The sequence below is a fragment of the Pseudomonas sp. P5_B2 genome (assembly GCF_056400445.1).
Genome location: NZ_JBFULH010001153.1, coordinates 1 through 938 on the forward strand (window position 1 = coordinate 1; position 938 = coordinate 938).

Annotated in this window: 1 protein-coding gene; it reads right to left on the bottom strand. The window is 60.0% G+C overall.

The annotated features are described in order from the left end of the window. On the bottom strand, positions 1–816 hold an 816-nt coding region (locus tag AC1DRJ_RS29825; RefSeq protein ID WP_477805287.1), incomplete at its 3' end, for a VCBS domain-containing protein. Positions 817–938: the final 122 nt, after the last annotated feature.

Sequence of the window (938 nt, forward strand, 5' to 3'; positions counted from 1 at the left end):
GCTATCCACCCCGATGATCACCGCTCCCTGGTTGGTGCCAGTCAGGGTGATGATCAACATCTGCGTCGCTGTGCCGCCGTGATTGTCAGTGACAGTCAGCGGAATACTCAGGGTAAGCGTCGCTCCGGCGTTCAGACTTTGATACGCCGCATGGCTCGGGTCAAAATGGTAGGTGCCATCGGGATCGATGCTGAAACCGTCGACCATGTCGTAGCTGCTGTAAGTCAGCGTATCGCCGGTATCGACGTCGGTCGCCGTGACATGGCCGGTAATTGCCGTATCGCCTTCGGTGACGCTCTCACCAGTGAGCAAGCTCATCACCGGCAGGTCGTTGCTGCCGGTGATGGTAATCACCAGGTTCTGTGTCGCTGTCGCACCTTGACTGTCGGTGTCGGTGACGGTGATCGGGAAGGTCGGAACCTGCTGTGCCCCTTCGGCGAGGTGCTGCCAGGCCGCATCCGACGGATCGAAGCTGTAGCTGCCATCGGCGTTCAAGATGAAGCCGGCCATGCTCGAAGTACTGCTGTAGATCAGCGTGTCACCCGTATCGGAATCGGTGCCGAGCAACTGGCCAATGATCTGAGCACCCTCTTCCACCGCGTTTTGCGCGGTGAGCACGCTCAGCACCGGCACATCGTTGGTCCCGTGTACCGTCACGCTGATTTGATACGACGTACCGTCGGCGCTGGTCAGGCTGACATTGTCGGTCAAGGTCGCACCTTGGCCCAAGTGTTGAATGGCATCCTGGGAATTGTCCGCCGAGTAGCTCCAGGCGCCGTCACTGCGCAACTCCAGAGTGCCATAGGCGCCCTGCACGGTTACGGTTTTTCTCGAGACGGGCTCTTTCGGTAAAGCAGCCGGGGCAATCGCTTTTGCCGCGCGAGCGCGACGGGGAAAGGGGATGCCCCGTCGCTTCTGCCAAGTGGATGCAGTAACGC